Genomic DNA, 26,073 nt, shown 5'->3' on the forward strand with positions numbered 1-26,073 from the left:
CACCGACCGAACCGCCGCGGCAGCCCTGCCGCAGGCGGCTTGACATAGGAGCAACGCATGGAGCCTCGGGGACCGTCGGCCCGGCTGATCCGGGGACTGCTCGTCGCCGTGGGCGCCGTGGCCACGGGCACGGGGACCGCGGTCGCGCTGCGCGGCCCGGCCGCCGTCCCCGGCGGGGCGCCGACGGTGGCGAGCAACGACAGCGTGCTGCGGTTCTACGCGGTGTGGTGGGCGGCGCAGGGGCCGGCCGCCCTGTCCCTGGCCCGCGATCCCGCCCTCGACGAGGGACGCGTGCGGGCACTCTGTGCCACGACGTTCCTGGGCGGGCTGGCCCGCGTGGCCGCGATGCGGGCCAGCGGCCGGCCGCACCCGCTGTTCCAGGCGCTCACCGTGTTCGAGCTGCTCGCGCCGCCGCTGCTGCTGACGGCACGGAAGCGGCTGGTGCTGTCGTCGGCCGGGGGGCAGTGACCGTGGCGACGGTCCTGGTCACCGGCGCGACGGGCGCGCTCGGTGTGCCGACCGTCGCGCGGCTGCGTGCGGCCGGGCACGAGGTGCGGGCGCTGAGTCGGCACGGGGGTCCCGGGCTGGTGACCGGCGACCTCCTGACCGGCGACGGCGTCGACCCCGCCCTCGCCGGCGCGTCGGTCGTCGTCCATCTGGCCACGAGTCGCCGGCGCAAGGACCCCGCCATCGCCCGGACCCTCGTCGGCGCCGCCCGGCGGACCGGCGTCGAGCACCTGGTGCTGATCTCGATCGTCGGGATCGAGGACATCCCGCTGGGCTACTACCGCGACAAGGTGGACGTGGAGCGGATCGTCGAGAGCTCGGGGGTGCCGTGCACGATCCTGCGGGCGACCCAGTTCCACGACCTGGTCGAGCAGCTGTTCGCCGTCCAGCGGCCGCTGCCCGTCGTCCTGGCGCCGGCGTTCGACGTCCAGCCGATCGCCACGGGCGACGTGGCCGGCCGGCTGGTCGAGCTCGCGGGGGCGGCACCGGCCGGCCGGGTGCCCGACATCGGTGGGCCGGCCGTGCGACCGCTGCCGGAGCTGGCCCGCGTGTGGACCGCCGCACGGGGGAGCCGGCGTCGCGTCGTGCCCCTGCGGGCGCCGGGCAAGGTCGTCTCCGGGTACCGGGCCGGCCACCACCTCGTCCCGGGCCCGCCGTTCGGCCGGATCTCCTTCGAGGACCACCTGGCCGCCCGCCCGGCTTCCGGTACGGAAAGCTGAGGGGGGCGCCGCAGCTCCCCGTACCGAAGGCTGGGGCGCCGGGTCGTCAGGCCGCGGGTCCGTGGGCGGCGACGGAGACGTCCAGCCACTCCCGCCAGGTCGCCAGGCGGGACTCGTAGTCCTTGGTCGCGATGGGCAGCGGTGCTCGGCCGAAGAAGATCCGCAGCGGCGGGTCCTCGGCGTCGACCACCGTCAGGATCGCCGCACGGGTGGCGACCGGGTCGCCGGGATCGCTGGAGCGGGCCCGGCGCGCCTCGGCGGCCTTCTCGCGGAAGGCGTCGTAGGCCGGGTCGGGGGTGGCGTGCTTGGCGGAGGCCCCGCCCCAGTCGGTGGAGTAGGCGCCGGGCTCGACGATGGTGACCCTGATGCCGAAGTCGGCGACCTCCGCGGCCAGGGACTGGCTGAACGCCTCCAGCGCCCACTTCGACGCGTTGTAGATGCCGATGTTCGGGAACGCGCTGATCCCGCCGATGCTGCTCACCTGCACGATGTGGCCGGATCCCTGCGTGCGGAGGTAGGGCAGCGCGGCCTGGGTGACGAACAGCGCGCCGAAGACGTTGGTGTCGAACTGGGCGCGGGCCTCGGCCTCGGAGATCTCCTCGATCATGCCGAACTGGCCGTAGCCGGCGTTGTTGACGACGACGTCGAGGCCGCCGAAGTGGTCATGGGCCTGGTGCACCGCCGCGAACACGGCGTCGCGGTCGGTCACGTCCAGCCGGATCGGCAGGAGCTCGTCACCGAACCGTGCGACGAGGTCGTCGAGGCTCTTCGGGTCGCGGGCGGTGCCGGCGACGGCGTCGCCGCGCTCCAGGGCCGCGATCGTCCACTCGCGGCCGAAGCCGCGGGACGCGCCGGTGATGAACCAGGTCTTGGGCATGCCCTGCGCAACCGGACGGGCCCGGCCGGTGTTCCGGCCCGTCGGGTGCGGGTCAGCGGTCGGAGCTCAGTAGGCGACGGTGAAGCGGGCCCGGCGGTGGGCCGGCTGCTCGATCTCGTCCACGACGGCGGTGGCGAAGTCGGCGCCACCGATGAAGGAGTTCCCCTCGTCGTCGGTCAGGAGGACGTCGCCGCCGACCCGGTAGGTGCCCCGTGCCTTCCCGGGCGCGAAGCCGCCGAAGGCCGCGGGCGGGCAGAGGTAGAACCAGTCGAGGCTCTCGGGGGCGGCCCGGAGGTCGTCGAGGGCGGCGGCCATCTCGAGGCTCTCCGGTCGGTACTCGGCGGGGAAGTCGGGGGTGTCGAACAGCCGGGGACCGCCCTCGGTCACGTGCAGCGACCCGGCGCCGCCGATGACGCCGATGCGCACGCCGGCCCGCTCGGCGTCGGCGGCCAGCGCCGTGATGCCGGGGTGCACCGATCCGGCCATGTTGCCGCGCGGGGCGACGGCCACGACGACCACATCGGCGCCGGCGAGTGCCTTCTCCCGCGTGTCGGCGTCCAGGAGGGAGCCCTCGAGGTGGTCGACGCCGTCGATCCGCTGCTCGGGCTCGTTCCGGCTCACCGAGGTCACCGTGTGACCCCGCTGCACCGCCTCGGCCACGATGTTGCTCCCGGTGTAGCCCGTACCGCCGAACACGCTGATCCGCGCCATGTCCCCTGCCTCTTCCGGTGGTTAGTTGCTCGGAACAATTCACCCAGGTGCTTGAACATTCCACTATCACGGCCGGTCGTTGTCCCCCGTCGCGTGCTCGTGGTCTCATCCCTGCTGGGGCGACAACGAGGTCGCGGTGCACGGGGAGGCCCGCTTGGCAGAGGTCCACGGCAGCTGCGACGACCGGTTCTCGGCCGTCCGGCAGGCACTCGAGCGCCACCTCGACGGGGACGAGCTGGGGGCGTCGATCGCAGTCGACCTCGACGGGAAGACCGTCGTCGACCTGTGGGGCGGCTACCGCGACCCGGAGCGGACGACGCCGTGGACCCGCGACACCATCGTCAACGTCTGGTCGACGACGAAGTGCGTGCTGAACCTGGCGGCTCTGGTGCTCGTGGAGCGCGGTGAGCTCGACGTCCACGCGCCGGTCTCCGACTACTGGCCGGAGTTCGCTGCCAAGGGCAAGAAGGACATCCGGGTCCGGCATCTGATGTCGCACACGTCGGGCGTCTCCGGCTGGGACACACCCTTCTCGATCCGGGACATGTACGACTGGGAGTCGGCGACGGAGCGGCTGGCCATGCAGCGGCCATGGTGGGAGCCCGGGACGGCGTCGGGCTATCACGCCAAGAACCAGGGGCACCTGGTCGGCGAGGTCATCCGCCGCATCACGAACAAGACGTTCAAGAAGTTCGTGGCCGACGAGATCGCCGGTCCGCTGGGAGCCGACTTCCAGGTGGGGGCACGGGAGGCGGACTGGGGACGGATCGCGCCGGTGGTGGCGCCGCCGCCCGAGGAGGAGGCGCCCCTCGACCCGCAGTCGGTGCGTGGGAAGACGTCCCTCGGCCCGAAGTCGTCGGTCCAGGCCGCGAACTCACCGGAGTGGCGGCGGGCGGACCTGGGTGCGCTGAACGGGCACTCGAACGCCCGAGGCGTGCTGGACGTGATGCGGGTGATGTCCCTCGGCGGTGCGGCCGGCGGCGTGCGGCTGCTCTCGCCGAAGACGATCGACCTGGTGTTCGACCAGCAGTCCGACGGCGTGGACCTGGTGCTGGGTGAGCCGTTCCGGTTCGGGATCGGCTTCTGCCTCGGGTCGCCGGTCGTCCGGTACGTGCCGTCCGGCCGGACCTTCTTCTGGGGCGGCTGGGGCGGATCGCTGGTAGTGATGGACCTCGATCGCCGGCTGACGGTGAGCTACGTGATGAACAGGATGGCCTCCGGGATCCTCGGCTCCGTCCGCAGCGAGGCCTATGTCCGGGCGGTGTACGACGCGCTGAGCTGAGCCCGCACCCGGCTCGCAGGGCGCTGACCCCGGCGCCGGAACGCGGCAGAGTGAGCGCATGGATCTCGACGACGTCGTGCCGCATCCCGAGCACGTCACCAGGCAGTCGCGGGTGATCGATGCCCGGCGCTCGGTGGTGTGGGAGGAGCTGCACTCGGTCCGGCTGCGGTCGTTGCCGGTGACCATGGTGCTCGGCGGGGTGCGCGCGCTTCCCCTGATGGTGGCGAGGAAGTGGCGCGGCGGGCTGGACCAGTCCTTCCTCGACGTCATCCCGCTGCCGGTCCTCTCCTCCGAGCCTCCGTCGGCCGTGGTGTTCGGTGGGCTGCTCCAGCCGTGGCGGCTCTCCGGTGGCGAGCGACCCCCGACCCTGGATGCGGCCGGGGTGCGGGAGTGGGCGGAGCCCGGCTGGGTGAAGGTCGGGATGGAGTTCCGGCTCACGCCGGCGGTCGGGGGGACGCACTTGTCCATCGAGACCCGGGTCGCGGCCACCGATCCGGCGACACGGCGACGCTTCGACCGCTACTGGATCCTCGTCGGGCCGGGCAGCTCGGCCATCCGGTGGGAGCTGCTCGCCGCCGTCGCCATCCGGGCGGAGGCGCGCGCCGCCGGCTAGGTGTCTAGGGACCTGGGACGGCGACCGGGCGTGGTCGGGGGCTGCGGTGGATACGACGCGCAGATGGCCTGGACCGAGATCGACATCCCTTCCCTGAGCGGCCGGACGGCGGTGGTGACCGGGGCGAACGGGGGGCTCGGGTTCCAGACGGCGTCGGCACTGGCCGGCGCCGGAGCGCACGTCGTCCTCGCGGCCCGTGACCCGGCGAAGACGGCGGCGGCAGAGACGCGGATCAGGGAGCGGTATCCGTCGGCGTCGCTGGAGGTCGTGCCGCTGGATCTGGGCGACCTGTCGGTGGTGTCGGCCGCGGCGCGGAAGATCCTGGCGGGCCACGAGCGCGTCGACATCCTGGTGAACAACGCCGGGGTCATGGCGATGCCGCAGCGGACGACGGCCGACGGGTTCGAGATGCAGTTGGGGGTCGACCATCTGGGGCACTGGGCATTCACCGCGCACCTCCTGCCCGCGTTGCTGCGGGCGCCGTCGGCGCGGGTGGTCACCGTGACGAGCGTGGCCCGGTTCATGGGCGGGCCGCTGGATCCGGCCGACCCGCACATGCGGCGGAAGTACCGGGCGTGGGGGGCGTACGCGCGGGCGAAGATGGCCAACTACCACTTCGGCCTGGGGCTGCAGCAGCGGTTCTCCCGGGCCGGGGTGTCGGCTGCCAGCTTGATCGCGCATCCGGGGCTGTCGAACACCGATCTGCAGGCGCGGTCGGTGCGCGAGGGTGGCGCCGGCTGGGCGGGGGCGTTCTTCGAGGCGCTGACGGCGCGGTCGGGGATGACGCCGCTGGAGGGGGCGCGGCCGCAGTTGCGGGCGGCGACCGACCCGCGGGCCCGTGGTGGCGAACTCTACGCGCCGCGGTACGGCTCGCACGGCCCGGCCGTGCGGCGGCCGATCCTGCGTCGGTGGGACCTGCAGAAGCAGATCGACGTCCTGTGGCAGGTCTCCGAGCGCGAGACCAGCGTGCGGCTGGACGTGCGGTCGCCTGGTTCGGGGACTGACCGTCCCGACGCCGGCAGCTCGGTCTAAAGCCCCGTCAGCGAGCTGCTCCGTCGGTTCGCCGCTCGCTCCTCCATGCGCGCGACGCGCTCGGGAGGCATGCCCGGGCCGGGGAGCGCCTGCACCTCGGCCGCGTCGTCCACCCGGCCGCACGTCGCGCACAGGACCTGGTGGCTGACCTCCGAGCCGCAGGTGGAGTGGCGGTAGAGGATCGGCGGCCCGTCGGGAGCCGCCCACCGGTCACCCCACTCGGTCAGCGCGATGAGTGCCGGCGCCAGGTCGCGCCCCTTCTCCGTGAGCAGGTACTCGTACAGCTCGGGCTGCTCGGAGTACTGCTCGCGCCGCATGATGCCGGCGTCGACGAAGCCGTCGAGGCGGGTCTTGAGGATGTTGGGCGCGATCCCGAGGCTGCGCTGGAAGTCGCTGAACCGCGTGGACCCGGCGAACAGCGCGTTGCGGACGATGAGCACGCTCCAGCGTTCGCCCACCACCTCGAGCGCCCGCGCGATCGAGCACACCTCCGACTCGTACGTCCTGCCCAGCATGGGGCGATCGTAGCCACTCTGCTTGCATCACGAAAGCGGCTCTCCCTAGAGTGACTTGCATCATGCAAGTCCCCATGCCTCTGGAGGAGCCATGAGCAAGTCGAGCTACACCACGTCCTTCTCGGTCGACCGCACGCCGGCTGAGGTCTTCGCCGCGATCAACGACGTCCGCGGCTGGTGGATGACGAAGGTGGACGGCGACAACCGCGCCGTCGGCGACGAGTTCTCCTACCGCGTGCCCGGCGTGCACTTCTGCGCGATGCGCGTGACGGAGCTGGTGCCCGGCGAGAAGGTCGTCTGGCAGGTCGTCGACAACCACATGACCTTCATCGACGACCAGCGGGAGTGGAAGGGAACCGAGATCCGGTTCGAGCTGTCCGAGAAGGACGGCGCCACCGAGCTGCGCTTCACCCACGACGGCCTCGTGCCGAGCTACGAGTGCTTCGACGTCTGCCGGAACGCGTGGAGCTTCTACGTCGGGGACAGCCTGCGGAGTCTCGCCGCGACGGGCGAGGGCAAGCCGTCGGACCCGGACACGCTGAGCCTGGGGGAAGAGGCAGCCCGGGTCGGGTAGCCGAAGTAGGGCGTGCAGGGGCGCTAGCCTGCTTCAGCGGCGGCCGAGGCGGTAGCCGACCAGGACGCCGATCAGGGTCAACACCGCGCCTCCGGCGGCGCCCAGGAGCAGCGTCTGGACGTCGCCGGCCGGGGCGGCGGCCGCCCTGCCGGCGAACGTCCGTCCCGCAGCCGGGGCAGGCTGAGCGCCGCCCACGAGCGAGGCGTCGCTGACCGGCGCCGCGGCAGCGGACGGCGCAACTGCGACCGGCACCGCGGCACCGGTCAGCTCGTCGTCGATGGCCTGGAAGAACTGGCCCGCCATCCGCTTGGCGACACCGGCGATCATCCGCTGTCCCACCCCGGCCACCGGGCCACCGACGACGGCGTCGGCCGAGTAGGTCAGCACCGTCCGGTCGCCGTCGGGCTCCAGGTCGATGGTCACCGTCGCCCTCACCTGGCCCGGCGCACCCGCGCCCGACGCGTGCATCACGTACGACTTCGGCCGGTGCTGGTCGGTCAGCCGGACCTCGCCGGCATACGTGCCGCGGATCGCCCCCACGCCCACCGACACGTTCATCCGGTACTCGTCCTCGCCGGTCTGCTCGAGCGACTCGCAGCCCGGGATGGTCCGCGCCAGCACGACGGGATCGGTGATCACCGACCACACGCGATCGGGATCGGCGTGCAGCACCGCAGAGCCGTCGAGGTTCACGCCATCGCTCCAGTCCCCGCCCGGCGCGCGGCCGTCGCGGTCATCTCCGAGTCAGGGGATCGCACCAGGTCGTACAGCTCGGTCGGCGAGATCGGCATCGACGTGACCCGGCGTCCCACCGCGTCCTCGATCGCCGAGGCGATGGCCGCCGTCCCCGGGATGACGCCGGCCTCGCCGGCGCCCTTGATGCCCAGCGGGTTCAGCGGCGAGGGAGTCTGCTGGTGGTCGATGACCACGTCCGGCACCTCGGACGCGTACGGCATCAGGAAGTCCATGAAGGAGGCGTTCTGCAGCTGGCCGTCGCCGTCGTAGACCATCCGCTCGTACAGCGCCCCGCCCACGCCCTGCGCGACGCCGCCGTGCACCTGGCCCTCGACGATCATCGGGTTCACCACGTTGCCGCAGTCGTGCACGACGGCGTACTTCACGACGTCGATCTCCCACGTCTCCGGGTCGATCTCCACGATCGCCGCGTGGGCGCCGGAGGCGAACGTCGACCGGATCGGCGAGTAGTAGTCGCGGTGCTCCAGGCCGGGGGCGTCGCCCTCCGCGACCGGCGGCCTGGTGTCGTCGTGCGTCGCGAACTGGGTCGCCTGCTTGGCCGCCTCGTCGAACGCGTACCGCAGCGGGTTCGACAGCACCGCGACCGTGCGCAGCGGGATCGAGGCGCCCGGCACCCCGCGCACCGTGACGAGGCCCTGGTCGATCTCCAGGTCCTCCGGCGCGGCCTCCAGGACATCGGCGGCGATCCGCAGCGCCTTCTCCCGCACCCCCCGGGCCGCCAGCGCGATCGCGTTGCCGCTCATCACCGCGGCCCGCGACGCGAAGGTGCCGACGGCGTAGCCGAAGCGCCGGGTGTCGCCCGTGGTCACCTCGACGTCCTCGATCGGCACCCCGAGCTCGGAGGCGACGATCTGCGCGAACGCCGTCTCGTGGCCCTGGCCCTGCGACGTCAGCCCGGTGGAGACCAGCACCTTGCCGCTGCCGAGCACCTGCACGTGGCCGCCCTCGTACGGGCCCGGCCCGGTGCCCTCCACGTACATCGCCATGCCGACGCCGAGCAGCTTGCCGCGCGCCTCGGCGTCCGCCCGCAGGGCGTCCACCGAGTCCCAGCCGACGAGGTCCTTGAGCTTGCGCATCAGCCCCGGGTAGTCGCCCGAGTCGTAGATGACCGGCCGGCCGTCCTGGAACGTCAGGTGCTGGTCGTAGGGGAACTGGTCGGGCCGGATCAGGTTCCGCTCCCGGACCACGGCCCGGTCGAGGCCCAGGTGGTCGGCGATCCGGTCCATGGTCCGTTCCATCGCGTAGCAGCCCTGCGGCCGACCGGCACCGCGGTACGGCGTCACGATCACGGTGTTCGTGTAGACGCTCTCGACGACCACCCGGTACACCGGGATCCCGTACGGCCCGACGAGCTGGGTCGCCGTCACGATCGGCACGATGATCCCGTAGGGCGTGTACGCGCCGTTGTCGTGCCAGATGTGCACGTCCAGCGCGGTGAGCCGGCCCTCGTCGTCGTACCCGACGGTGATCTCCTGCCGCTGCTGACGCTCGTGCGCCGAGGAGATGAAGTGCTCGCGGCGGTCCTCCGACCACTTCACCTCGGCCTGCAGGGCGATGGCGGCCATCGGCACCAGCAGCTCCTCCGGCCACGGGTGCACGATCTTCACGCCGAAGCCGCCGCCGACGTCCGGCGCGATCACCTCGACCTTGTCCAGGGACAGCTCCAGCTTCGCCGCGATCGCCGCGCGCACCGACGTCGACGCCTGGGTGCTGGTGTAGACCCGCAGCGACCCGTCGTCGGCGTCCCACCGCGCGTGCACGCCCTTGCCCTCCATCGGCATGGAGGCGCTGCGCTCGATGTACTGCGTGAAGGTCAGCGTGTGCGGCGACGCGGCGAGGGCGGGCTCCACGTCGCCGGTCTCCTGGTGGTGCCGGGCGGCCACGTTGTCCGGGACGTCGTCGTGCACGGCGGCCTTCGCCTCGCGCGCGGCGTCGACGCCGACCACGACCGGCAGCTCCTCGTAGGTGACGACGATCCGCTCGGCGGCGTCCTCGGCGACGTACCGGTCGGTCGCCACCACCATGACGACCGGCTCGCCGACGTGCCGCACCACCCCCTTGGCCAGGGGATAGCCGGTGCGCGGGGCGTGCATCTGCGGATGGGGGATGAGCACCGGCAGCGGCTCGGCCATCGGGCCGGTCAGGTCCTCGTAGGTGTAGATGGCGACGAGGCCCTCGACGTCGAGCGCCGCCTCGACGTCGATGTCGACGATGCGCGCGTGGGCGTGCGGGCTGCGGACGAAGGCGGCGGCCAGGGCGGTGTGCCCGATGTCGTCGAGGTAGCGGCCCTTGCCGGTGATCAGGCGGGCGTCCTCCCGCCGGCGGACCGGCTCACCGAACAGCTTCGTGGTCACCGCCGTCCCCCCTTTCGGCTTTCGGTACAGAAAGCTGCGGGGGACGGCGCGGCTTTCGGTACCGGAAGCGTCATCGGGGGCCGTCCTTCATCGCCGCCGCGGCGGTGTGCACGGCCTTCTTGATGTTGGCGTAGCCCGTGCACCGGCAGAGGTTGCCGCCGACGAGGTCGTCGACCTCCTCCTCGGTCAACTCCGCCGCCGGGTCCCGCTTCTCCAGGCCCGCGGCGATCGTCATCAGGAACCCGGGTGTGCAGAAGCCGCACTGCAGCGCGTGGCACTCGCGGAAGGCCTCCTGCACCGGGTGCAGCACCTGGCCGCCCTGGTGGTCGGCGCGTGCCAGGCCCTCCACGGTCGTGACCGAGCGCCCGTCCACCTGGACGGCGAGCATCAGGCAGGAGCGCACCGGGTCGCCGTCCACCAGCACGGTGCAGGCCCCGCAGACGCCGTGCTCGCACCCCACGTGCGTGCCGGTCAGGCCGAGGTCGTGGCGCAGCGCGTCCGAGAGCAGCCGGCGCACCGGCACGGTCGCTTCACGTGGAACACCGTTCACGGTGACGGTGACCGTCCGCTCGGTGTCGACGCTCATGCGGTCCTCCCCCTGTCGATGGCTCGGTTCCGGGCTCGCTCCGCTCCTCGGTCGCTGGCGCTCCCTGCGATGCTCACGAGCCCGTCACCCTCGCGGCGGCTTCGGCGGCGGCCGACGCCAGCGTCCGTTCGGTGAGGACGCCGACCAGCAGGCGCCGGTAGTCCGCGCTGGCGTGGATGTCGGTGTCCGGGTCGACCAGGGTGCGCGCGAGCGCGCCGGCCGCTGCCCAGTCGGCGCTGTCGACCGGCTTGCCGGCGACGGCCTCGGTCAGGTCGTGCACCTCGGGGGTCAGCCCCACGGAGACGTAGGAGGCGCGGACGGCGGCGACCCGGCGGTCGGCGTCCAGGCTGACGACGACGCCCGCACCGCAGACCGCGTAGTCGCCCCTGCGCCGGGCGACCTCGGCGAACGCGGTGCCCGAGCGCTCGGGGAGCGCGGGGAAGAAGGCGGCGGTGACGACCTCCGGTCCGTGCAGCGAGGTCTCCAGCGGGCCGACGAACAGGTCGCGCCACTCGACGGTGCGGGTCCCGGAGGGCGTGGCGACCGTGACGGAGCCGTCGGTGAGCGCGAGGACCGAGGTCATCTCGCCGGAGGGGTCGGCGTGCGCGATGGAGCCGACGGTGGTGCCCCGGTTGCGGATGGCCGGGTGGGCGACGTGCGCCGTCGCCCGGGCCAGCAGCGGCTGGACCCGGGCGGCGGCCATGGCATCGGGGTGGCCCCCGAGCAGATCGTTGTGCCGGACCAGCGCACCCACCCGCACGCCGTCCCCGGTGACCTCGAGGGCGTCGAGGCCGGGCACCCGGTTGATGTCCACCAGCGTGGTCGGCGCCGCGAGCCGCATGGAGAGCAGCGGGAGCAGCGACTGACCACCGGCGAGCACCTTGGCGCCCGCACCCTCGTCGGCGAGGACCGCGACGGCCTCCTCGAGGGTGCCGGGGTCGGCGTAGCGGAAGGGAGCTGGTTTCACCGGTTGAGCGGGCCCTCTCCCGGTGTCCGGCCACCGGGAACTCCCGGGCGGCCGACCTCGTCCACCGAGGACGGGTCCGTGCCGCCCTGCTCGTCGGCGTAGCCGCCCGCCGGGCCGCCGTGGTGGCCGAGGGACGACGCGGCCGCCGGGTGCGTGCCCTCGCGCAGCAGCGCCGCCTTCATGTCCGCCGGCGCCAGCGCCCGGGCGAGGTGCCAGGCGACGACGGCGACGATCGAGCCGAGCGCGATGCCGTTCAGTGAGAAATCCTCGGTGAACTGCAGGGTGACGTTGCCGATCCCGATGATGATCCCCGCCGCGAGGGGGACCAGGTTGATCGGGTTGGCGAAGTCGACCCGGTTCTCCTTCCAGATCTTGGCGCCGAGCAGGCCGATCATCCCGTAGAGGACGACGGTGATCCCGCCGAGCACACCCCCGGGGACGATGTTGATGAGCGCGCCGAACTTGGGCACCAGGCCCAGCAGGATCGCCACGACCGCGGCCACGTAGTACGCCGCCGTCGAGTAGACGCGGGTGGCGGCCATGACGCCGATGTTCTCCGCGTAGGTGGTCGTCGGGGAGCCACCGACCGAGGTGGCGAGCACCGTGCCGACGCCGTCGGCGAAGACGGCGCGGCCCATGACCGGGTCGAGGTCGCGCTTGGTCATCTCGGCGACCGCCTTCACGTGGCCGACGTTCTCCGCGACCAGCGCGATGACCGCGGGGATCACGAGCAGACTGAAGTTCAGCGAGAAGCTCGGGGCGATGAAGTCCGGCAGCCCGAACCAGTCGGCGTCACCGACGGTGTCGAAGTTGATCCGGTCGCGGGTGGTCACCTCACCGGTTCCGTCCGGCGAGGTGATCTGCCCGGCGGTGACGTCGAGCAGGACCGACAGCAGGTAGCCGAAGATCAGGCCCAGCAGGACCGAGATGCGGGCGAGGAAGCCGCGCAGGGCGAGCGAGCACACGATGACGAAGGTCATCGTGGCCAGCGCCACCCACTGGTCCTGTGGCCAGTAGATGCCGGCGGCCACCGGGGCCAGGTTGAAGCCGATCAGCATGACCACCGCACCGGTCACGGCCGGGGGCAGCACCTTGTTGATCACCTCCAGGCCGGCGAAGTGGATCAGCAGGCCGACGAGCGCCAGGACGACACCGGCGATCAGGATCGCGCCGACGACGTCGCTGGAGTCACCCCCGCCGGCGCGGATCGCGGCGACACCGCCGACGAACGAGGCGCTGGTGCCCAGGTAGCTCGGGACCCGGTTCTTCACGATGAGCAGGAAGACGATCGTCGCGACGCCGCTCATCATGATCGCGAGGTTGGGGTCCAGCCCCATGATGATGGGGAAGACGAAGGTCGCGCCGAACATGGCCACCACGTGCTGCGCGCCGATGCCGACGGTCCGCGGCCACGACAAGCGCTCGTCGGGCGCTACCGCCTCGCCCAGCGGCGGCGTCTTCCCGTCCCCGTAGAGCTTCCAGCCGAACGCCATCTGAGTGCCTCCTCGAGGTGCACTTCCGACCCGGATCAGTGCCGGTCAACGCCGAGTTGCGGCCACCGGGAGGCGCCAATGTGTCACGGGCCACGACGCGGCGGAAGTACCTCAGTGCTAAATCGTTATTGCATCCAGATGCCGAAACTTCACCGCTGAGGCATCTGTCGGTACGGTCCTCAGCGCGGGCGGGCTGGCGAGCCCGCCGAGGGCACGGCACCGCAGCGGTCGCTGTCCGACGAGCGTCAGCGAGGAGGAACGGTGACCGCCTCAGCGCCCCCAGGAGTCGCTTCGGCCACGGCCGGGGTGCGGTCGGTCTCCCTCCGGTCCGGCGTCTACGCCGACTCGGTCCGGCTGATGCAGGTCAGCCGCGACGTCGCGGCCAGGGACGGCGTCACCGCCGTCCTCGTCGCCATGGCGACGCCGCTCAACCTGGAGCTGGCGGCGACGATGGGGCTGGCTCCGGAGGGGGAGGCCTCCCCCGAGCAGCTGCTGATCGCGGTCCGCGCCGAGGACGACGCCGCGCTGGCAGCAGCCCTGGCCGCCGTCGACGCCGCCCTCGCCGAGCGGGAGCGCTCGACCGGCAGCGCCCAGGCGATCCCCCGGCGCACGATCGGTGCGGGCCTCGCCGAACTGGGCGCCGAGGGCCCCGCCCTGGCGATCGTGAGCGTTCCCGGCCCGTACGCCGTCGCCGAGGCGGCCGACGCCATCGCGGCCGGTCGCAGCGTGCTTGTCTTCTCCGACGGCGTGCCCGTCGAGCACGAGGTCGCGCTGAAGCGGGCCGCGCACGACGCCGGCGTCCTGGTGATGGGCCCCGACTGCGGCACCGCGATCGTCTCCGGGGTCGCCCTCGGCTTCGCCAACGTCGTCCGGCCCGGTCCGGTGGGCCTCGTCGCCGCCTCCGGCACCGGTGCCCAGCAGATCTCCTGCCTGCTGGACATGGCCGGCGTCGGCGTCTCCCACGTCCTCGGTGTCGGCGGGCGCGACCTGTCCGAGGCCGTCGGCGGCCTGGCCACGCTCGACGCGCTCGCCGCCCTGGACGCCGACCCGGTGACCGAGCGGATCCTGCTGGTCTCCAAGCCGCCGGCGCCGTCCGTGGCCGCCGCCGTCGCGGATGCCGCCGGGCGGCTGTCGGTGCCGGTGCGGTCCGCCGTCCTCTCGCCGGAGAGCCCCGACCTGACCGCCGCCGTCGAGGGCCTGCTGACCGACATGGGGTTCGACGTCCCGGTGTGGCCGTCCCGCCCCGGGCCGGCCGAGTCCGCGGTGCCCGGCGCCGCGCTCAAGGGCTTCTACTCCGGCGGCACGCTCGCCGACGAGGCGATGCTGCTGGCCGGCCCCGCGCTCGGTGACATCCGCTCCAACACCCCGCTGCGGCCCGAGCTCGACCTCGCCTTCGACGGATCCGCCCAGCACCTGTCCGCCCCGGGCCACGTCGTCATCGACTTCGGCGACGACGCCCTCACCGTGGGCCGCGCGCACCCGATGATCGACCCGACCCTTCGGCTGGAGGCCATCAGCAACCTCGCGGCACGACGCGAGCCGGCCGTGCTGCTGATGGACGTGGTCCTCGGCCACGGTGCCGACCCGGACCCGGCGTACTCGCTGGTGCCGGCGCTCACCGCCGCGCGCCGCGCCGGTCCGCTGCCGGTGGTGATCGCGCTGGTCGGCACCGAGGGCGATCCGCAGAGCTGGAGCCGGCAGGCCGACGCCCTCGCCGCCGCCGGTGCGGCCGTCTTCGCCTCCAACGCCGCCGCCACGCGGTACGCCCTCGACCTGCTGGGAGCGTCCTCATGACCCTGGGCGGGCTGCTCTCCGCGCCGCCGGCCATCGTCGCCGCGGGCGCAGCCGTCTTCTCCGACGCGCTGCGCGCCCAGGGCGCCGCGGTGCACGACGTCGACTGGCGCCCGCCGGGCTTCGGTGACCCGGCCGACCTCGCGGCACTGGCGCTGGACCGGCGCCGCGACGCCGCCAACCGGGTGGCCGTGGAACGGATCCTGGCGGCCGGCTCGCAGCTGGTCGACGTCCGCCCGGCCCGCGAGGTCATCGGCCTCGCGGACCGGACCCTGCTGCACTCCGGCCCGCCGCTGACCTGGGAGGCGGCCTCCGGCCCCATGCGAGGCGCGCTGATCGGCGCCTGCCTGTTCGAGGGCTGGGCCTCTGACGTGGAGGAGGCCGAGATCCTGCTCTCCTCGGGCGCGATCACGCTCGAGCCCTGTCACCACCACCGCACGGTCGGCCCGATGGCCGGGGTCACCAGCCCGTCGATGTGGATGTGGTGCCTGCGCGACCCGGTCCACGGCGGCCAGGCGTTCTGCAACCTCAACGAGGGCCTTGGCAAGGTGCTGCGGATGGGCGCCTTCGACGCGCAGGTGCAGACCCGGCTGGCGTGGATGCGCGACGTGCTGGGCCCGGTCCTGTCGAAGGCCGTGCGGGGCTCGATCGACGCCGGCAACGACCCGCTCGACGTGAAGGGCGTCCTCGCCCAGATGCTGCAGATGGGCGACGAGGGGCACAACCGCAACCGCGCCGGCTCGCTGATGACCCTGCGCGACCTCTCGCCGGCCATCGTCTCCACCGACGCCCCGTCGTCCGACATCGCTGCCGTCCTCAGGTTCATCGGCGGCAACGAGCACTTCTTCCTCAACCTCGGCATGCCGACGGCGAAGCTGGCGATGGACGCCGCCCGCGACGTCCCCGGCTCGTCGATGGTCACCGTGATGTCCCGCAACGGCACCGAGTTCGGCATCCAGACGGCCGGCACCGGCGACCGCTGGTTCACCGGGCCGGCCAACACGCCGGTGGGGCTGTTCCTGGGCAACTACGGCCCCGACGACGCCAACCCCGACATCGGCGACTCCGCGATCATGGAGACCTACGGCGTGGGTGGCTTCTCGATGGCCGCGGCTCCGGCGATCGTCCGCTTCGTGGGCGGCACCGTCCCCGACGCGCTGGCGACGACCGAGCGGATGTACCAGCTCACGCTCGCGGAGAACCCGGCGATGGCCATCCCGATCCTGGGATTCCGCGGCTCGCCGACCGGCATCGACGTCCTCAAGGTGGCGCGCACCGGCTGGCTGCCGCAGATCAACACCGGCATGGCCGGGCGCATCGCCGGCACCGGCCAGGTCGGCGCCGGGCTCGTGCAGCCACCGCAGGTGTGCTTCGAGAACGCGCTCGCCGCCCTCGCCGAGGACGCCCGCGCCGCCTGAGTCGCTGGTCTGCCGGATCGGCCATCCTGGAGGCGTGGTGGACGTCGTCCGGACCAGCAAGCGCCTGTCCTACGTGCTCCGCCACCACCCGGGATGCATCGGCATCGCACTCGACGCGGCCGGCTGGGTGGACGTCGACGACCTGCTGGCCGCCTTGGCCGCGCACGGGCTCCGGCTGACCCGAACCCAGCTCGACGAGGTGGTGGCGAGCAACGACAAGCAGCGCTTCGCCTTCGACGAGAGCGGCACCCGGATCCGTGCCAGCCAGGGGCACAGCGTCGCCGTCGACCTCGGCTACGAGACGGCCGACCCGCCCGCGGAGCTCTTCCACGGCACCGTGGAGCGGTTCCTGCCGGCGATCCTCGCCGACGGCCTGCGGCCGGGACGCCGCCACGCGGTCCACCTGAGCGCGGACGTCGGAACCGCCCGCACCGTCGGCGGACGACGAGGCCGCCCCGTGGTCCTCCGGGTCGACGCCGCGCGTCTCGCGGGCGACGGGGCGCAGTTCAGCCGATCGGCCAACGGCGTCTGGCTCGTCGACGCGGTTCCGCCGGGATACCTGGCCGTCGTCGCCACCTGAGCACCGGTCAGGTCAGCGGCACGCGCACGGCGAGGAGAGCGACGTCGTCGTCGACCTGCCCGCCGATCTCCCGCAGCAGGTCGTCGCAGAGGCGGTCGAGCGGCTCCGGGCCGATCCGCCGCAACGTCCCCAGCAGCCACGCGGTGCCCTCGTCCAGCAGCGTCGTGCGCCGTTCGACGAGCCCGTCGGTGTAGAACAGCACCGTGTCGCCGGGCGCCAGCGGCACCTCGTGATCGGTCCGTACGGCCGTGGCCAGGACGCCGAGGAGCGGATCGGGCCGGCGTTCCAGCAGGATCGTCGTCCCGTCGGCGCAGACCAGGACCGGGGGCGGGTGACCGGCGTTGGACCACCGCAGCCTGACCGCCGCCCGTCCCGCTCCGTCGGCGGGGACCTGGTCCACCCGCGCGACGGCGACGGTCACCAGGGTGTCGACCTGGAGGGTGGCGAACGCACGGTCCAGCGCGCCCAGCACCGCAGCGGGGGAGCCGTCCACGGACTGGGCGACGCCGCGGAGCATGCCACGCGTCTGCGCCATGACCGCCGCTGCGGGGGCGTCGTGACCGGCCACGTCGCCGATCACCAGCATCGTGCCCCCGTCCGGCAGGGCGAACAGGTCGTACCAGTCGCCGCCGACCTGGGCGTTCCGGCTGGCCGGCTGGTAGCGCACCGCGGTCTCCAGGTGCGGCACGCGCGGCGGCTTGCCCAGCAGGTGCCGCTGCAGGGTCTCGGCGGTCCGGACGACGGCGCGGCTGAGCGCCGCCTGGGCGCTGAGCCGGGCGAGCTCCTCCTCGTGGTACAGGCGGAGGGTCGCTGCGAGCACCGCCACGGTCGTGGCGAGAACGACGGCGAACAGGCGCGTCAGCTGCGCGACGATGGTCTCGCTCGTGTACTGCCCGGCGTAGACGCCCAGGAGCAGGGCGTCGGCCAGGGCCACCACGCCGTAGGTCGCGGTCGCCCGCCTGCCCAGCGTCGCGGCCGCGGTCAGGGGCGCGATGGCCAGGAGGCCGAGCACGGTCTGCTCCCGGCCGACGACGAGGTCCACGGTGGACACGACGGCCAGGACGCCCGCCGGCAGCGCGTGCCGAGTGCGACCTGACCAGCTCACCGGGAACTCCTCGTCCGGCCGCGTATCCGGCCGGGCTGCGGCCGGCACTCACCGTAGATCAGGCCGTCGGGTCCACGGGGTCGGCTCGCGGGGCCTGCCGATGACCGTTCCGCCACGGTCGGTCCCGGGGACAGCAATGCATTCATTGCACATGCACCGGGCCGTCGGGGAGGTCCTGGGATCACCCGACCGAGAACGCCGGGGAACCGGTCCCCCAGGCGCCGGTGCATCGGCCCGGCGTCGGCCGGCGGCCGATGGGAATGCGGCGCTTCGCGCCCGCTCCCGGATGCAGCGCCGCATCGCCGCAGGTGAGGACGCAGACGCGGGTGCACGGCGCGGCGCGGCCATTCCTGGAATCAGTGCAGGAAGTTCGTCAAGGAAGTGACGGGTGTTGCCGATGGGACGGTTGTCAATGATTCGGCGCAGTCGTCGCTTGAACGGGTGAAAGCACCCGGGCGGATGCTGGGCCACGAGAGACGGGAACAACGGCAATGCGCAGGTCTCATGTCGTCCTCACCGGGATCGCGGTCGCCGGTGCGGCCGTCACCGGCTCCGCCTTCACCGCCGCGAACGTGATGCCCTCGACCACGGTCGCCGGTTACGGCCAGACCTCGGTCACCGGTGCCACCGTGACGGACATCGACTTCCTGCCCTACACGGCGGACAACACCGACGTCGGCAGCGTCACCTTCAACTCGAGCACCAACGTGGGTGGCAAGACCGCGTCGCTCACCCTGAAGCAGGGCACCACCGTGATCGGCACGTTCACGTGCGACACGACCGGGGCCTACAACCTGGGGACGATGGACATCGTCTGCGACGCGTCGAGCACGCACCCCGACTTCGACTCGTTCAACTTCGTCGGCCTCACGGTCCTCGACTGACGGACGCCACTGGGTCCGGGGTGGAGCGGCCGCCGAGGCCGCTCCACCCCGACCGGTGAACCACCATGACCACCTACGCCAGGATCGCCCGCCTCAGCGGCGCCGCCGTGCTGCTGCTCGCCGCCGTGTGGTTCTTCCTGCCCACCGGGCTGGGAGGCTCCACGGCCTACGTGAGCACCTTCGGCACGAGCATGGAGCCCGGCTTCACCGCCGGCGACCTGGCGATCCTGCGACCGGCCGCCGACTACCGCGTCGGCGACATCGTCGCGTACGACAGCGACGACCTGGACACCACGGTGATGCACCGCATCGTGGACGGCGACGCCGACGGCTTCGTCCTGCAGGGCGACAACAACTCCTGGCTCGACGAGGAGCGGCCGGCGGCCGACCAGCTCATCGGGCGGCTCTGGCTGCACGTCCCCCAGGGCGGGAAGGCGATCGCCGCCCTCCGCTCGCCCTCGGTCCTCGTCCTCGTCGCCATGGCCGCCGTCACGATCCTGCTCACGGTCGTCCGCAGGCCCCGTGGGACCCCCACGCGGTCGCGCCGTCGCGACGGCCGCCGTCCCTCCGCCTTCTCCACCGCCGGCCGGCTCCGCGCCCGCCAGGTGGCGCTCGGCTCCGGTGTCGCCGCCGTACTCGCCGCCGCCGGCGGGGCCGCGCTGCTGCTCGTGCCCGACACCCGGATCGACGAGCAGACCCTGCAGGTGACCCAGCAAGGCCGGTTCTCCTACACCGGTGCCGCGGCGCAGGGCACCACCTACCCGACCGGCGTGATCGAGACCGGCGACCCGGTGTGGACCAAGCTCACCGACGGGCTGACCGTCTCCTTCGAGGACGTCGTCACCGGGGCCACCGCCGTCGCCGGGACCGTCCGCCTGGACGTCGTGGTCAGCGCCCCCGACGGCTGGAGCGCGCTGCTGACCATGGGTCCCGAGGCCCCGCTGGTCGACGGCAGCGCGACCGCATCCGTCGCGCTCGACCCGAGCGCGGCCGCGGCCCTGGCCGAGCAGCACTACGAGGAGATCGGCGCCGCCGGCAGCGGCGCGACCGTCACCGTCGTCCCGGTGGTCGAGGCCGCCGGCACGGTCGAGGCCGCCGGCACGGTCGATGCCGTGCCGTTCACGGCTTCCTCACCCGACGCACTCGACTTCACCCTGGACGACACGGCCCTGCGGCTGGCGACCGACGCGTCCTCGCTCGCGACCACGGGCGAGACGACCGTGACCACCGAGGAGCTCGTCCCGCGCGAATTCGCCCTGGGCGGCGTCTCGCTGTCGATCGGAACGGCGCGCCTGGCTGCGGGTGCGGTCCTGGTCGTCGCGCTGGTGACGCTGGCACTGTCGGCCTGGGTCGGGCAGCCGGTCCGCGGCAGCGAGGCCGACGTCCTGCGCGCCCGCCACGCCGGCCGCATCCTGGAGGTCAGCCGGTTCACGCCGGGAACGACGACGGTCGATCTGTCCGACGCCGACGCCCTCGCCCGGGTGGCCGAGCGGCTCGACGGCCTGGTGCTGCACCACGAGGGTCCGCGCGGATCGACCTTCGCCGTCCGGGACGGCGAGACCACCTACCGCTACGTGGTCCGGTCGTCCCCCGTCGCGCGGACGACGGAGCTGCGCCCGCTGACCACGCCTCGCCCGTTCCTGGGCCGCCTGGCCTGACGCCGACCCGGGGAAGCAGGGTCCCGGATCGCCGTCCGGACCGCTGCTCCCCCGCAGTCGTGCCCGCGGAGGCCTACGCCTTGACGATCGCGGCCACGGGGCCGCCGCCCGACGGACCCTGGTGCACCGCGGCCACCGACACGAACACCGCCGGATCACCGGTCACCGAGGCCGTCACGCCGCCCACGCAGGCCTTGATCTGGCGGTGCCACGAGACGTCGGAGTCGTCGAGCATGGCGTTGCGCCGGCCGCGCACCTTGCCGCTCGGGTCGGCCTCGCACTTGAGGAAGACGTTGACCAGCCGGTCGCCGAGGTCGGTCCAGTGGGGCCGCTCGGGCAGGTCCAGTCCGGCGTCGCGGATCGCCTCCCAGACGCCGTCCTGGTCGAGCGCGTCCTTCATCACCGAGTGCCCGACGCGGTAGTCGCCGCCGTGCCCCCGGGCATTGCCGACGACCACGATCTGCGCCCGGTCCAGCTCCACGCCCGACGAGCACGACGCCACCGAGCTGTACAGCGACAGGTCGTGCATGACCTGCTCCTGGGTCGGCATCTCGATCTCGCCCAGCGCCACCGCGATGCCCAGGGCCGTCGTGCCGTTCGACAGGTCCATCGAGCCGTGCGGCTCGTTCATGTACGTCGTCTTCCCGCGCTCCCGGGCGTCGCGGATGGTCTCGATGGTCAGCAGCGGGGTCTTGGTCTGCACGTAGTGGACGTCGGCCGGGTCGGTGATCCCGGCCGCCTCCATGGCCCGCCGCACCCCCTCGGCCACCTTCTCGACCATGGTCAGGCGGCCGATGTCCTCCGGCAGCAGGACGTCGCTCATCGCGTAGCCCACCGTCAGCCGCGGCTCGTCGGTCTTCTGGACGGCGTCCTCGGGCAGTGTCGCGAAGATCGTGGCGTGCGGGCTGATGACGCCGTCGGTGCCGCCGGACCACACGATGGGGATCTGCTTGACCTCCTCCATCGGTCGGCTGCCCTTCTCCACCAGGACCTCGCGGAACGCGCGGTCGGCGATGATCCGCGTGTAGTCGTTGATCCCGCCGTTGCCCTCGGTCTTGCCGATGACGGCGACGACGCGGTCGGCCTCGATGACCTTGTCGTCGATGAGTTTGGCGAGCTCGGAGGCGTCGCTGACGTGGTGCAGCGGGACCTTGCGGACCTCGATCGGTGCGGGCATCGGCTCCCTTTCGTCGGAGTGCGGGTCGGGCGATCAGCGGGTGAGGACGGTGCCGGTGCCGGCGCCGTCGGCGACGGCGTCGGCGATGTGCTCGAGGGACGTGACGACGGCGCGGGATCCGCCACCCTCCACGAAACGCAGGGCGGCCTCGACCTTGGGGCCCATGCTGCCGCGGGCGAACTGCCCCGCCGCCGCGTGGTCCCGCATCTCCGCGACGGTGACCCGGCCCAGCGGGCGGGCGGCAGGGGTGCCGAAGCCGACCATCACGTTCGAGACGTCCGTCGCGATCACGAGGGTGTCCGCGTCCAGCTCGCGGGCCAGGATCGCGGCGGTGAGGTCCTTGTCGACGACGGCCTCGAGCCCGCGGAGGCCCACGCCGTCCCGGCCGTCGTCGGTCACCGGGATGCCCCCGCCGCCGGCGCAGACCACCACGAAGCCGGCGGCGGCCAGCGCGTGGATGGCGGGGGAGTCGACGACCGACCTCGGCTCCGGTGAGGCGACCACCCGCCGCCAGCCGCGCTCACCGCGGTCCTCCCAGACCTGCCCGAGGGCGATGAACCGCTCCGCCTCCTCGCGGGGCAGGTAGCGGCCGACCGGCTTGGACGGCTCCCGGAAACCCGGGTCGCCGGCGTCGACGAGCGTTCGGGTCACCAGGCCCGCGGTGCGCTGCGGCAGGCCGCGCGCGGCGAGGGCGGCGTCCAGCTCGTCGGTCAGGGTGAACCCGATCGTCGCCTGGGTCTGGGCGACGCACCAGTCCAACGGCACGGGCGGCACCACGTGGGCGGCCAGCTCGTTCTTCACCAGCAGGTTGCCCACCTGCGGGCCGTTGCCGTGCGTGAGCACGACCTCGAACCCCGCCGCGACGACCTCGGCGACGTGGCCGGCCGCCTCGCGGATCGCGTCCCGCTGGGCGTCGGGGGTCGCCGAGCCGTCCGGGCCGGTCATGGCGTTGCCACCCAGGGCGATCACCACGCGGCGGGACGTCACCTCCGGAACCCTAGCGGGAGATGCCTTAGCGGTGAAGTACTCCTCGGTGGTGGGACGGTTCAGCGGCGCCAGAAGTCGAAGCGGTCCCGTCCGGGCCGGAAACCGGCCGCCTCCACGACGTCGACGGCGACGTCGAAGTGCTGCCCCACGGCGGTGGGCTGGTGCGCGTCGCTGCCGAAGCTGACCGCCTCGCCGCCCTCCTCGTGGAACCACCGCACCTGGTCGACCGACGCCAGCGGGCTGCTGGTGTTCACCTCGAGCGCCCGCCCCGTGGCCGCCAGCGCCCGGAACACCGCGCGGTACTCCTCCTCGTAGGTCTTCTCGACGTAGCGATGGGTGCCGCCGGGCCAGTAGCGACGCGGGAAGTCGACGTGCGCGAGCACCTGGAAGACGTCGCTGGTCTCGATCATGTCGACGAGTTCGCCGAGGTACCGGCGCATGGTCCCGTCCGCGTCGTCCCAGAGCAGATGGCCGACGCCGTAGAGCCGGCCGTCCTTCGCCAGGGAGTGCAGCGAACCCAGCACCCGGTCGACCGGAGCGTTCCGCAGGTAGGCGGCCACGCTGGCCGAGAACAGGTGCGGCTCGCCGGTCTCGACCCCCGACAGGATCCGCAGCTGGGGAAATCGCTCCCGCACGTCGGCCAGCTCGGCGAAGTAGCCCTCCGCGTCGATCTCGGCGTGCCGGGACGCGTGCCGTTCGACCAGGCCCTCGTCGGTCGCGCGATCGTCGGGATCCCAGACGGTGAAGTCCAGGTGCTCGGTGAAGGCGATCGACGGCAGGCCGAGGGCCACGGCCCGCTCGCAGGCACGCCGCATCGTCGAGGAGTCCGAGGTGTCCCACGACCACCTGGTGTGCACGTGGTTGTCCGGTGGTCGCATCACCGTGGATTCTCTCCCGTCGTCCACACGCCCCGCTCGGTGGCCGGTTCCGTCGGACGAGCTGCCTACTGTCGTGGTCATGAGCACCGCTGCACCGCCGTCGGAGATCACAGAGGAGGCGCTCGCCGTCCTCCGCGAGCTGACCGGGCGCCCGGACGCGGTCTTCCGCGAAGGGCAGGACGCCGCGGTCTCCGCGCTGGTCGAGCGCTCGGAACGGGCGCTGGTCGTGCAGCGGACGGGGTGGGGCAAGTCCGCCGTCTACTTCGTCTCCACGGCCCTGCTCCGCCGCCGGGGCAAGGGTCCGACCCTGCTCGTGAGCCCGCTGCTCGCCCTGATGCGCGACCAGGTCTCCGCGGCGGCCCGCGCCGGCATCCGGGCGGTCGAGATCTCCAGCGCCAACATGACGGAGTGGGACGACATCGCCGCCCGCCTGGCCGCCGACGACGTCGACGTCCTGCTCGTCTCCCCGGAGCGGCTGACCAATCCGCGGTTCCGCGAGGAGCAGCTGCCGGGGCTCGTCGCCCGGTGCGGCCTGGTCGTCGTCGACGAGGCGCACTGCGTCTCCGACTGGGGGCACGACTTCCGGCCCGACTACCGCCGCATCCGCGACCTGCTGGGCACCCTCCCGGCCGGGACGCCGGTGCTCGCGACCACCGCGACCGCGAACGAGCGCGTCGTCGCCGACGTCGCCGAGCAGCTGGGCGCCGGTGGGGTCGAGGTGACGACGGTCCGGGGCCCGCTCTCCCGCGACTCCCTGCGGCTGGGGGTGCTGCGGCTGCCCTCCGACCGGGCGCGCCTGGCCTGGCTGGCGGCGCACCTCGGCGACCTGCCGGGCAGCGGCATCGTCTACACGCTCACCGTGGCGGCGGCCGAGGAGACGGCGAACCTCCTCCGCGACGCCGGGCACGAGGTCCGCGCCTACACCGGCCGGCTGGACGACGCAGACCGCAAGGACGCCGAGGAGGCGCTCCGGAACAACCGGGTGAAGGCCCTGGTGGCCACGTCCGCTCTCGGCATGGGTTTCGACAAGCCGGACCTCGGCTTCGTCGTCCACCTCGGGGCGCCGTCGTCGCCGGTCAGCTACTACCAGCAGGTGGGTCGCGCCGGCCGCGCCGTCGAGCACGCCGACGTCCTGCTGCTGCCGGGCCCGGAGGACCTCGCCATCTGGCAGTGGTTCGCCACCTCCTCCATGCCGCGGGAGGACCATGCAGCGGCCGTCCTCTCCGCGATGGCCGACGGCAAGGCGTGGTCGGTGGCGCGGCTCGAGACGGTCGCCGACGTCCGCCGGTCCCGCCTGGAGCTGCTCCTCAAGGTGCTCGCGGTCGACGGCGCCGTGGAGCGGGTCCAGGGCGGCTGGCGCTCCACCGGGCGACCGTGGGTCTACGACGGCGACCGGTACGCCCGCGTCTCGCGCACCCGCGAGGCCGAGCAGCGCTCGATGATCGCCTATGCCCGATCCGTCGACGAGGCCGGGTGCCGGATGGCCTTCCTCCAGGAAGCCCTCGACGACCCGACGGCGGCGCCCTGCGGTCGCTGCGACGTCTGCGCCGGCCCCTGGTACGCGACCGAGGTCCCCGAGGCCGCGGCCGAGGCGGCCTCCGCCGCCCTCGACCGCCCCGGCGTCGAGCTGGCCCCGAGGGCGATGTGGCCGACCGGTGCCGACCGGCTCGGCGTCGACGTGAAGGGCAAGATCGCCCCGTCCGAGCAGCTCGAGACCGGCCGGGCCGTCGCCCGGCTCACCGACCTCGGCTGGGGCCAGCGCCTGCGCGGCCTGCTGGGGGACGACGGCGTCGGCGGCGTGGTCGACCTGGAGGCACCCGGGCTCGAGGAGGACCCGGACGCCGCCTTCGACGTCCCGGTCCGGCGATCGGTCTCCGACGTGCCACCCGACGAGGAACTCCTGAAGGCCTGCGCGCGGGTGCTGGCCGCATGGGACTGGAGCGCACGGCCCGGTGCCGTGGTCGCCATACCGTCCCGCCGCCGGCCCCAGCTGGTGACCGGCCTGGCGCAGGGACTGGCCCGCCTGGGACGGCTGCCCTATCTCGGGGAGCTGTCGTTGCGGCACGGTGGCCCCACCGGGCAGCCCGGCGGCAACAGCGCCTTCCGGCTCGCCGCGGTGTGGGATCGCATCGTCGTGAGTCCTGACCTGCGGGACCGGCTGCCGGAGGCAGGCTCCGCGCCCATCCTCCTCGTCGACGACCTCGCGGACTCCCGGTGGACGATGACCGTCGCCGGACGGGAGCTGCGCCGGGCCGGCGCCGCGGCGGTGCTGCCCTTCGCGCTCGCGCTCACCGCCTGACGACGTCGGCGAGCAGCGTCCTCCTCGCCGCCCGCACGCCCGCACCGGCCTTGCGGCGGGGTCTCGCTGCCCTCCGCCGTGGGAGCGCCCCACCCACGCGTCGCCGGCTGAGGGCAGGACTCCCGGCGGGACCCCTGCTGACCGCGCGCAGGCGCGTGTCGGACGCCGGGGACGAGGCGTTCTCCACAGCTTTTCGCACACATGTGCGAAACCCTGGAGTAGCGTGCCGGCATGGAGAAGGAGTCTGTTCCCCTCACGACTCGCACGCGCGTGGCGACCTTGCGGACGGGGCCGGCTCAACCGTCGATGT

24 protein-coding genes are annotated in these 26,073 nt (G+C 73.1%); 12 read left to right on the forward strand and 12 right to left on the reverse strand.

Annotation, left to right across the window (positions count from 1 at the left end; all coding sequences use genetic code 11):
• Positions 1-57 precede the first annotated feature (57 nt).
• On the forward strand, positions 58-468 hold the full coding sequence (locus ACFSHS_RS19775) for a DUF4345 domain-containing protein (RefSeq protein ID WP_376879863.1): 411 nt from the start codon (positions 58-60) through the stop codon (positions 466-468).
• Positions 469-470: 2 nt separating this feature from the next.
• On the forward strand, positions 471-1,226 hold the full coding sequence (locus tag ACFSHS_RS19780) for an SDR family oxidoreductase (protein WP_376879865.1): 756 nt from the start codon (positions 471-473) through the stop codon (positions 1,224-1,226).
• Positions 1,227-1,272: 46 nt separating this feature from the next.
• On the opposite strand, the gene ACFSHS_RS19785 is transcribed toward ACFSHS_RS19780, so the two are convergent.
• Both ACFSHS_RS19785 and ACFSHS_RS19790 read right to left on the reverse strand, forming a co-directional pair.
• Positions 1,273-2,103 (reverse strand): SDR family oxidoreductase, encoded by an 831-nt coding sequence (locus ACFSHS_RS19785; RefSeq protein WP_376879867.1) that lies wholly within the window; start codon positions 2,101-2,103, stop codon positions 1,273-1,275.
• 66 nt (positions 2,104-2,169) lie between these two features.
• Positions 2,170-2,814 (reverse strand): NAD(P)-dependent oxidoreductase, encoded by a 645-nt coding sequence (locus ACFSHS_RS19790; protein WP_376879870.1) that lies wholly within the window; start codon positions 2,812-2,814, stop codon positions 2,170-2,172.
• A 154-nt stretch (positions 2,815-2,968) separates the two neighbouring features.
• Here ACFSHS_RS19790 and ACFSHS_RS19795 point away from each other — a divergent pair, with 154 nt between their 5' ends.
• The 3 genes from ACFSHS_RS19795 to ACFSHS_RS19805 all read left to right on the forward strand — a co-directional run bounded on the left by ACFSHS_RS19795 (position 2,969) and on the right by ACFSHS_RS19805 (position 5,741).
• A complete protein-coding gene (locus ACFSHS_RS19795; protein ID WP_376879872.1) occupies positions 2,969-4,096 on the forward strand; it encodes a serine hydrolase domain-containing protein in 1,128 nt (375 codons plus the stop codon).
• A 58-nt stretch (positions 4,097-4,154) separates the two neighbouring features.
• Positions 4,155-4,709: a hypothetical protein gene (locus tag ACFSHS_RS19800; RefSeq protein WP_376879875.1), complete on the forward strand. Its 555-nt coding sequence runs from the start codon at positions 4,155-4,157 to the stop codon at positions 4,707-4,709.
• 63 nt (positions 4,710-4,772) lie between these two features.
• Entirely contained in the window at positions 4,773-5,741 is a 969-nt protein-coding gene (locus tag ACFSHS_RS19805; RefSeq protein ID WP_376879878.1) for an oxidoreductase, read from the forward strand.
• On the opposite strand, the gene ACFSHS_RS19810 is transcribed toward ACFSHS_RS19805, so the two are convergent.
• Complete coding sequence (locus ACFSHS_RS19810) at positions 5,738-6,256, reverse strand: winged helix-turn-helix transcriptional regulator (protein WP_376879880.1); 519 nt, start codon at positions 6,254-6,256, stop codon at positions 5,738-5,740. The two genes, ACFSHS_RS19805 and ACFSHS_RS19810, sit on opposite strands and share 4 nt — an antisense overlap.
• A gap of 91 nt (positions 6,257-6,347) precedes the next feature.
• Between ACFSHS_RS19810 and ACFSHS_RS19815 the strand changes: the two genes are divergently transcribed.
• Complete coding sequence (locus tag ACFSHS_RS19815; protein ID WP_376879883.1) at positions 6,348-6,830, forward strand: SRPBCC family protein; 483 nt, start codon at positions 6,348-6,350, stop codon at positions 6,828-6,830.
• Between the two features lie 33 nt (positions 6,831-6,863).
• Here the strand turns inward: ACFSHS_RS19815 and ACFSHS_RS19820 are convergent, their stop codons facing one another.
• From ACFSHS_RS19820 to ACFSHS_RS19840, 5 genes are all read right to left on the reverse strand, one after another.
• Positions 6,864-7,523, reverse strand: a complete 660-nt coding sequence (locus ACFSHS_RS19820; protein ID WP_376879885.1) for an SRPBCC family protein — start codon at positions 7,521-7,523, stop codon at positions 6,864-6,866.
• Entirely contained in the window at positions 7,520-9,940 is a 2,421-nt protein-coding gene (gene cutA, locus ACFSHS_RS19825) for an aerobic carbon-monoxide dehydrogenase large subunit (RefSeq protein WP_376879887.1), read from the reverse strand. The genes ACFSHS_RS19820 and cutA overlap by 4 nt, the downstream gene beginning before the upstream one ends.
• Before the next feature lie 70 nt (positions 9,941-10,010).
• On the reverse strand, positions 10,011-10,526 hold the full coding sequence (locus ACFSHS_RS19830) for a (2Fe-2S)-binding protein (protein WP_376879889.1): 516 nt from the start codon (positions 10,524-10,526) through the stop codon (positions 10,011-10,013).
• Between the two features lie 73 nt (positions 10,527-10,599).
• Entirely contained in the window at positions 10,600-11,493 is an 894-nt protein-coding gene (locus ACFSHS_RS19835) for an FAD binding domain-containing protein (protein ID WP_376879891.1), read from the reverse strand.
• Positions 11,490-12,986 (reverse strand): uracil-xanthine permease family protein, encoded by a 1,497-nt coding sequence (locus ACFSHS_RS19840; RefSeq protein ID WP_376879894.1) that lies wholly within the window; start codon positions 12,984-12,986, stop codon positions 11,490-11,492. The genes ACFSHS_RS19835 and ACFSHS_RS19840 overlap by 4 nt, the downstream gene beginning before the upstream one ends.
• A gap of 261 nt (positions 12,987-13,247) precedes the next feature.
• Here ACFSHS_RS19840 and ACFSHS_RS19845 point away from each other — a divergent pair, with 261 nt between their 5' ends.
• From ACFSHS_RS19845 to ACFSHS_RS19855, 3 genes are read left to right on the forward strand one after another with little or no spacing between them, the layout of a single operon-like run.
• A complete protein-coding gene (locus tag ACFSHS_RS19845) occupies positions 13,248-14,780 on the forward strand; it encodes an FdrA family protein (RefSeq protein WP_376879896.1) in 1,533 nt (510 codons plus the stop codon).
• Positions 14,777-16,195 (forward strand): YlbE family protein, encoded by a 1,419-nt coding sequence (locus ACFSHS_RS19850; protein ID WP_376879898.1) that lies wholly within the window; start codon positions 14,777-14,779, stop codon positions 16,193-16,195. Before ACFSHS_RS19845 ends, ACFSHS_RS19850 begins: the two co-directional genes overlap by 4 nt.
• A 34-nt stretch (positions 16,196-16,229) precedes the next feature.
• Positions 16,230-16,775 carry an RNA 2'-phosphotransferase gene (locus ACFSHS_RS19855; protein WP_376879901.1) on the forward strand — a complete coding sequence of 182 codons (546 nt, stop codon included), beginning with the start codon at positions 16,230-16,232 and terminating at the stop codon, positions 16,773-16,775.
• Between the two features lie 7 nt (positions 16,776-16,782).
• Here the strand turns inward: ACFSHS_RS19855 and ACFSHS_RS19860 are convergent, their stop codons facing one another.
• Positions 16,783-17,880 carry a PP2C family protein-serine/threonine phosphatase gene (locus ACFSHS_RS19860; RefSeq protein WP_376879903.1) on the reverse strand — a complete coding sequence of 366 codons (1,098 nt, stop codon included), beginning with the start codon at positions 17,878-17,880 and terminating at the stop codon, positions 16,783-16,785.
• 491 nt (positions 17,881-18,371) lie between these two features.
• Between ACFSHS_RS19860 and ACFSHS_RS19865 the strand changes: the two genes are divergently transcribed.
• Both ACFSHS_RS19865 and ACFSHS_RS19870 read left to right on the forward strand, forming a co-directional pair.
• Positions 18,372-18,764: a hypothetical protein gene (locus tag ACFSHS_RS19865; protein WP_376879906.1), complete on the forward strand. Its 393-nt coding sequence runs from the start codon at positions 18,372-18,374 to the stop codon at positions 18,762-18,764.
• 65 nt (positions 18,765-18,829) lie between these two features.
• Positions 18,830-20,422 carry a signal peptidase I gene (locus ACFSHS_RS19870; protein WP_376879908.1) on the forward strand — a complete coding sequence of 531 codons (1,593 nt, stop codon included), beginning with the start codon at positions 18,830-18,832 and terminating at the stop codon, positions 20,420-20,422.
• 73 nt (positions 20,423-20,495) lie between these two features.
• On the opposite strand, the gene bar is transcribed toward ACFSHS_RS19870, so the two are convergent.
• Genes bar through ACFSHS_RS19885 form a run of 3 tightly spaced genes read right to left on the reverse strand, consistent with a single transcriptional unit; the run spans position 20,496 to position 23,464 of the window.
• Positions 20,496-21,599, reverse strand: coding sequence for a barbiturase (bar, locus tag ACFSHS_RS19875; protein ID WP_376879910.1), 1,104 nt, complete (start codon positions 21,597-21,599; stop codon positions 20,496-20,498).
• Positions 21,600-21,632: 33 nt separating this feature from the next.
• A complete protein-coding gene (locus tag ACFSHS_RS19880; RefSeq protein ID WP_376879912.1) occupies positions 21,633-22,586 on the reverse strand; it encodes a carbamate kinase in 954 nt (317 codons plus the stop codon).
• A 59-nt stretch (positions 22,587-22,645) separates the two neighbouring features.
• Positions 22,646-23,464, reverse strand: a complete 819-nt coding sequence (locus ACFSHS_RS19885; RefSeq protein WP_376879914.1) for a PHP domain-containing protein — start codon at positions 23,462-23,464, stop codon at positions 22,646-22,648.
• A 79-nt stretch (positions 23,465-23,543) separates the two neighbouring features.
• On the opposite strand from ACFSHS_RS19885, the gene ACFSHS_RS19890 reads away from it, so the two are divergent.
• Positions 23,544-25,763, forward strand: a complete 2,220-nt coding sequence (locus ACFSHS_RS19890; RefSeq protein WP_376879917.1) for a RecQ family ATP-dependent DNA helicase — start codon at positions 23,544-23,546, stop codon at positions 25,761-25,763.
• Positions 25,764-26,073 lie beyond the last annotated feature (310 nt).

The sequence above is a fragment of the Blastococcus deserti genome (assembly GCF_042682525.1).
GTDB classification, from domain to species: Bacteria; Actinomycetota; Actinomycetes; order Mycobacteriales; family Geodermatophilaceae; genus Blastococcus_B; species Blastococcus_B deserti.

Excerpts from the sequence above, each read along its gene's own strand:
- ACFSHS_RS19790 (WP_376879870.1), bottom strand. The coding sequence starts at position 2,814 with ATGGCGCGGATCAGCGTGTTCGGCGGTACGGGCTACACCGGGAGCAAC.
- ACFSHS_RS19870 (WP_376879908.1), top strand. The coding sequence starts at position 18,830 with ATGACCACCTACGCCAGGATCGCCCGCCTCAGCGGCGCCGCCGTGCTG.
- ACFSHS_RS19775 (WP_376879863.1), top strand. The coding sequence starts at position 58 with ATGGAGCCTCGGGGACCGTCGGCCCGGCTGATCCGGGGACTGCTCGTC.
- ACFSHS_RS19815 (WP_376879883.1), top strand. The coding sequence starts at position 6,348 with ATGAGCAAGTCGAGCTACACCACGTCCTTCTCGGTCGACCGCACGCCG.
- ACFSHS_RS19865 (WP_376879906.1), top strand. The coding sequence starts at position 18,372 with ATGCGCAGGTCTCATGTCGTCCTCACCGGGATCGCGGTCGCCGGTGCG.
- ACFSHS_RS19890 (WP_376879917.1), top strand. The coding sequence starts at position 23,544 with ATGAGCACCGCTGCACCGCCGTCGGAGATCACAGAGGAGGCGCTCGCC.
- ACFSHS_RS19830 (WP_376879889.1), bottom strand. The coding sequence starts at position 10,526 with ATGAGCGTCGACACCGAGCGGACGGTCACCGTCACCGTGAACGGTGTT.
- ACFSHS_RS19840 (WP_376879894.1), bottom strand. The coding sequence starts at position 12,986 with ATGGCGTTCGGCTGGAAGCTCTACGGGGACGGGAAGACGCCGCCGCTG.
- ACFSHS_RS19800 (WP_376879875.1), top strand. The coding sequence starts at position 4,155 with ATGGATCTCGACGACGTCGTGCCGCATCCCGAGCACGTCACCAGGCAG.
- bar (WP_376879910.1), bottom strand. The coding sequence starts at position 21,599 with ATGCCCGCACCGATCGAGGTCCGCAAGGTCCCGCTGCACCACGTCAGC.
- ACFSHS_RS19885 (WP_376879914.1), bottom strand. The coding sequence starts at position 23,464 with ATGCGACCACCGGACAACCACGTGCACACCAGGTGGTCGTGGGACACC.
- ACFSHS_RS19805 (WP_376879878.1), top strand. The coding sequence starts at position 4,773 with ATGGCCTGGACCGAGATCGACATCCCTTCCCTGAGCGGCCGGACGGCG.
- ACFSHS_RS19850 (WP_376879898.1), top strand. The coding sequence starts at position 14,777 with ATGACCCTGGGCGGGCTGCTCTCCGCGCCGCCGGCCATCGTCGCCGCG.
- ACFSHS_RS19785 (WP_376879867.1), bottom strand. The coding sequence starts at position 2,103 with ATGCCCAAGACCTGGTTCATCACCGGCGCGTCCCGCGGCTTCGGCCGC.
- ACFSHS_RS19810 (WP_376879880.1), bottom strand. The coding sequence starts at position 6,256 with ATGCTGGGCAGGACGTACGAGTCGGAGGTGTGCTCGATCGCGCGGGCG.